The sequence below is a fragment of the Bradyrhizobium sp. genome, assembly GCF_049581145.1.
In the GTDB taxonomy this organism is placed as follows: domain Bacteria; phylum Pseudomonadota; class Alphaproteobacteria; order Rhizobiales; family Xanthobacteraceae; genus Bradyrhizobium.
Genome location: NZ_JBAURI010000891.1, coordinates 1 through 5,090 on the forward strand (window position 1 = coordinate 1; position 5,090 = coordinate 5,090).

General features: G+C 65.5%; 3 protein-coding genes. 1 reads left to right on the plus strand and 2 read right to left on the minus strand.

Annotated features, from left to right (window positions below):
* Positions 1-2,007: AAA family ATPase (locus WCB02_RS29150; protein WP_423963256.1), on the plus strand; the 2,007-nt coding region annotated here is incomplete at its 5' end.
* 86 nt (positions 2,008-2,093) lie between these two features.
* Here WCB02_RS29150 and WCB02_RS29155 read toward each other — a convergent pair.
* Together WCB02_RS29155 and WCB02_RS29160 are read right to left on the minus strand one after the other, a co-directional pair.
* Positions 2,094-3,806: an ATP-binding cassette domain-containing protein gene (locus tag WCB02_RS29155; protein WP_423963258.1), complete on the minus strand. Its 1,713-nt coding sequence runs from the start codon at positions 3,804-3,806 to the stop codon at positions 2,094-2,096.
* Positions 3,803-5,090, minus strand: a 1,288-nt coding sequence (locus WCB02_RS29160) for an ATP-binding cassette domain-containing protein (RefSeq protein ID WP_423963260.1), incomplete at its 5' end; no start/stop codon positions are given. The genes WCB02_RS29160 and WCB02_RS29155, both read right to left, overlap by 4 nt.

Consider the following 5,090-nt stretch of genomic DNA (forward strand, 5'->3'; position numbering starts at 1 on the left):
AATTACATCAGCCATGGCATTGCCAAGCGTCCCGGCGTTTCCGAGGCCCGCCCGGTGCGCGGCGTCGACGAGGAAACCGAGACCAAGGGCAACGAGGATTCCAAGAAAAAGGGCGAGGCACTGGAAACCTATTGCGTCAACCTCAACAAGAAGGCACGCGACGGCAAGATTGATCCGGTTATCGGTCGCAATTCCGAGATCAACCGCGCCATCCAGGTGCTGTGCCGCCGGCAGAAGAACAATCCATTGTTCGTCGGCGAGGCCGGCGTCGGCAAGACCGCGATCGCGGAGGGACTCGCAAAACGGATCGTCGACAGCGAGGTGCCGGAAGTGTTGGCTGCCGCGACCGTGTTCTCGCTCGACATGGGCACGCTGCTTGCCGGCACCCGCTATCGCGGTGATTTCGAGGAGCGGTTGAAGCAGGTGTTGAAGGAATTGGAGCCGCATCCGAACGCGATCCTGTTCATCGACGAGATCCACACCGTGATCGGCGCGGGCGCCACTTCCGGAGGGGCGATGGATGCCTCCAATCTGCTGAAGCCGGCGCTGGCGTCGGGCACCATTCGCTGCATGGGCTCGACGACCTACAAGGAATACCGCCAGCACTTCGAAAAGGACCGCGCGCTGGTGCGTCGGTTCCAGAAGATCGACATCAACGAGCCGACGGTTGAGGACGCGATCGCGATCCTGAAGGGCCTGAAGCCCTATTTCGAGGATTACCACCGGTTGAAGTACACCAACGAGGCCATCGAGGCCGCGGTGGAACTGTCGTCGCGTTATATCCACGACCGCAAGCTGCCCGACAAGGCGATCGACGTGATCGACGAGTCCGGCGCGGCGCAGATGCTGGTCGCCGAGAACAAGCGCAAGAAGACGATCGGCCTCAAGGAGATCGAGACCACCATCGCGACGATGGCGCGGATTCCGCCGAAGAGCGTGTCGAAGGATGATGCCGAGGTGCTGAAGCACCTCGAGCAGACCCTGAAGCGCGTGGTGTTCGGCCAGGACAAGGCGATCGAATCGTTGTCGGCTTCGATCAAGTTGGCGCGCGCGGGCCTTCGCGAACCGGAAAAGCCGATCGGCTGCTACCTGTTCTCGGGGCCCACCGGCGTCGGCAAGACCGAAGTGGCAAAACAGCTGGCCGCCTCGCTCGGCGTGGAATTGCTGCGCTTCGACATGTCCGAATATATGGAGCGGCATACCGTGTCGCGTCTGATCGGTGCGCCTCCAGGCTATGTCGGCTTCGATCAGGGCGGCTTGCTGACCGACGGCGTCGATCAGCATCCGCATTGCGTCGTCCTGCTCGATGAAATCGAGAAGGCGCATCCCGATCTCTACAACGTGCTGCTGCAGATCATGGACCATGGCCGGCTGACCGACCACAATGTCAAGCAGGTCAACTTCCGCAACGTCATCCTGATCATGACCACCAATGCGGGCGCCGCCGATCTGGCCCGGCAGGCCTTCGGCTTCACCCGCAACAAGCGGGAAGGCGACGATCACGAGGCGATCAACCGGCAGTTCGCGCCGGAATTCCGCAACCGGCTTGATGCCATCGTCTCGTTCGCGCATCTCAATGCCGACGTGATCGGCATGGTGGTCGAGAAGTTCGTGCTGCAGCTGGAGGCCCAACTGGCCGATCGCGACGTCACGATCGAGTTGTCGGAGCCTGCGAAGAACTGGCTGATTCAGCATGGCTACGACGAGCAGATGGGCGCGCGACCGATGGCCCGCGTGATCCAGGAGCACATCAAGAAGCCACTGGCCGACGAGGTCTTGTTCGGTACGCTCAAGGGCGGCGGCCATGTCCGCGTCGTTCTGGTGAAGGACGAGGCGAGCGTGGAAGCCGACAAGGAGAAGATCGGCTTCGAATACGTCGAGGGACCGGTCACGCCGAAGCCGGAAAAGCTACCGATCGCGCGCAAGCGCAAGTCGAAGCCGAGCGGCGGTGGTGGTGGCGGCGGCTCAAAGGGCCCGGCCTCGAAGGGGCCGCTGGTCAAGGTCTAGCCGACCCAATCTGTCAATCTGGAAGCCGGCGCGTCGCGAGGCCGCCGGCTTTTTGATAGGGGGAGTCCACGACGGCGAAGTCCCGTTCATCCGGTCATGGCGCGCCCGGAGCCAAGCTGGATGCTGACTGCGCCGGGCGCGGGGCGCTCGGTGTGGCTCGAATAAACGACGATTCGGTCCGCCAGTTGCGCGAGCACCCGCGTCAGGATCCGCGACGCCTGCTCGACATCGAGATGTTCGACGGGCTCGTCGAACAAGACGAGCGGAGCATCGCTGAGCAGTGTCCGCGCCAGATTGAGTCGCTGTGCTTCACCGAGCGACAGCATGTCCTGGCTGATCCAGGCGTCGAGCCCGCCCGCATCCCTGATGCGGCCGTCGAGCTCCACTGCGGCAAGCGCCATCCAGCACCCCGCTTCCGATGCGGCGGGCGCAAACAGATTAGCCCGAACCGTATCGGAGAGAACCGCGGCATCGTGCAGGCAGAGCTGCGACAGGGCGCGGCGGTAGGCGCCGAGCATCACCACGCCATCGCCGATGAACTGACCGTCGTGTTCGGCGCCGATCCAGCCGGCGATTTGCTTGAGCAGGGTCGTCTTGCCGGCGCCGCTCGCGCCGACAAGTGCGGTGGGATGTCCGGCGCGGCAGGTCAGGTTGATGGCTTCGCCAAGCCGGCGGCCATCGGGTGCCTGTCGCGGCACGCCCGCGAGCACCAGAGCCTGCAAGGCGGCGCGCGACGGTGCCGGTCTCGCGGCGGCTGTCGATCCGTTATCCTCCGACCAGTCCTTGGACCAACCCTTCAGTCCGTCGCGGGCGGCACGCTCTCGCACCCCGCCGACGGCAATCCGCGAGACGCTATGGGCGGTCTCGCCAAGCGCGAGCCACGCGAACCCGACAAAGGCCGGGGTGAGAAGCGCGCTACCACGGCTTCCCGCATACCAGGCCGCGACCAGGACGCTGAGCGCCGCGACGGGGCCGGCGAGGCCGGCAAGCATATCGAGTGCGGCGAGAGCGCGCCGCTGTGCAAGTCGGCCAGCTTCCGCTTCGCTGAAATGACCGAAGGCGAGGGCGAGAATGTCCGGGAAGGCGCGCTCGGCCTGGAGCGGGACGACCGAGGCCAGCGCGGCGCCCAGTAAACGACCCGCGGCCCTCTGCGAGGTTCGCACCGTGGTCCATTGCTGTTGCAGCATCGGCAGCAGGTGGCGCAGCGTTGCCACCAGCGCGACCGACAGTAGCGCGATCGGCAAAAGTGCCAGAGGCGCGAGCCATGCCGTCGCACCGGCAAGCAGCGATGTGCCGGTCAAGAGAACGCCGAGCGGCATCCCGACCCGCAGGCGCGCGTAGTCAACGTCTTCGACATCCTCCATATAGTCGGCCAGGCGGTCCTGGTTCCCGAGCTGCCAGCCGGCAGCGCGAATAGCCGGAGCGTGCGCCATCGCCAGGAACAGCCGCGCGCGGCGCCTGACCTGGTCGAGCAGGGCGGCGCGATGCCCAACCACCCGTTCGCCATATTTGCCGAGCGTCTTGCTCAGTGCGAACAGCCGCACCAGGGCGGCCGGTGTGTGAAAATTGAAGGCCAGTGCGGCCGGTCCGAGGCCCGCCAGCGCCACCGCGCCAAGGAACCAGGCGGACACGCCGGTGAGCAGAATCCCGGAGGCCGAAGCCGCGACGGCGAGCACGATGGCCATCCGCCACGGTGACTTGGCCACGGCCACCGACTTGGCTGAGGGCGCGGACGGCAATTTGGCGCGCGTGATGGGCGAGACCCTCGGGGTTGCAGGCGTGATTGATCCAAGGCTCATGCGGCGACCGCCTGCTCGGTTTGGGGCTGCAGAACGTAGTGCCGGTTCGCGTGTTCGATCAGCCGCTCGTCGTGGGTGGCGACGACGACCAGGCGCCGTGCCGCCACCTCCGTCAGGACCTGTCGGACCAGCGTCGCGGTTTGCGGATCAAGCTTGGCCGTCGGCTCATCGGCGATGACCGCAGCATCGGAGAGCAGGATGCGGGCAACGCCGATCCGCATGCGTTGTCCGCCGGACAGATTCTCGCCACCCTCGGCAATACGGGCATCGAGTCCGCCGGGCAGCAGCCGCTCGTCGAGCAGTCTGACGTGGGCCGCCGCCTCTCGCAGCGCGGCCTCGTCTCGGCTGCCGCGATTCCAGGCGATCGCGTCGCCCAGCGTGCCGGCCGGGACATAAATGTCCGTGGCGATCCAGTCGCATCCTTTCGCCAGCTGCTCGGGCAGTGACCTGATATCGAAGGATGCCGTTTCGATTCCGGCAAGCATGCGCAGCAGGGTCGATTTCCCGGCACCGCTCGGTCCCGAAATCACGACCAGGCCAACCGGTGGGAGCGAGGCCGCGTCGAAAGTCCCGCTAATCGCAAAAGGCTGGCGCTCCGGCGCGTCGGATTCGGCGAGGTACCAGTCCAGCTCCTTCGCGGCGGCCTGACCTTCAGCCTTGAGATGGTACTGTTCGGCATAGCGTCGGAACGGCGTGAAAAACTCCGCGGCGATGACGAGAATGAACAGGCTTTGCCACAGCGCCAGGCCGGAAAAGCCGGGAACGTGGGCGAGTCCGAGATGGCCGAGGCCGAGCAACACCGCGAGCACGGCAATGGCCAACGCGGAGAAGAAGTCGATGATACCGGCGTTGAGGAATGCGACCTTGAGAACGCCCATCGTGCTGTCGGCATAGAGCGTCATCCGCCCTTCGATCTTGCCGTGCTCCTCCTGCAGGGCGTGGTTGGCGAGGATGGTCGGCAACGTCCGGATGCGGTCGGAAAACTGTGCCGCGAGCCGGCCGAACGCCTTCTCCTGCGCCTCGGCTCGGTTGCGGATGACGCCGCCGAGCAGCGCAAAGAAGACGATCATGACCGGCATCGCGAGAAACAGCGTGAGCGCTGCCTCCCATGACACCAGAGCAATTGCGGCAGCCGCGAGCAAGGGCCCGACGGCAAGCATGGACTTCGCCGCGCTGTGGCTGATCACCAGACTGGCAAGAGCATCGGGGTAGCGCTGCAGGCCCGCAACCAGCGCGCCGGCGGCTTTGCTGCGGATGTGGGCAGGCTGCTTGCGGGACAGCGCG

What these genes read in the sequence shown, in the direction of transcription:
- WCB02_RS29155 (WP_423963258.1), bottom strand. Translation starts at nt 3,806, where the DNA reads ATGAGCCTTGGATCAATCACGCCTGCAACCCCGAGGGTCTCGCCCATC.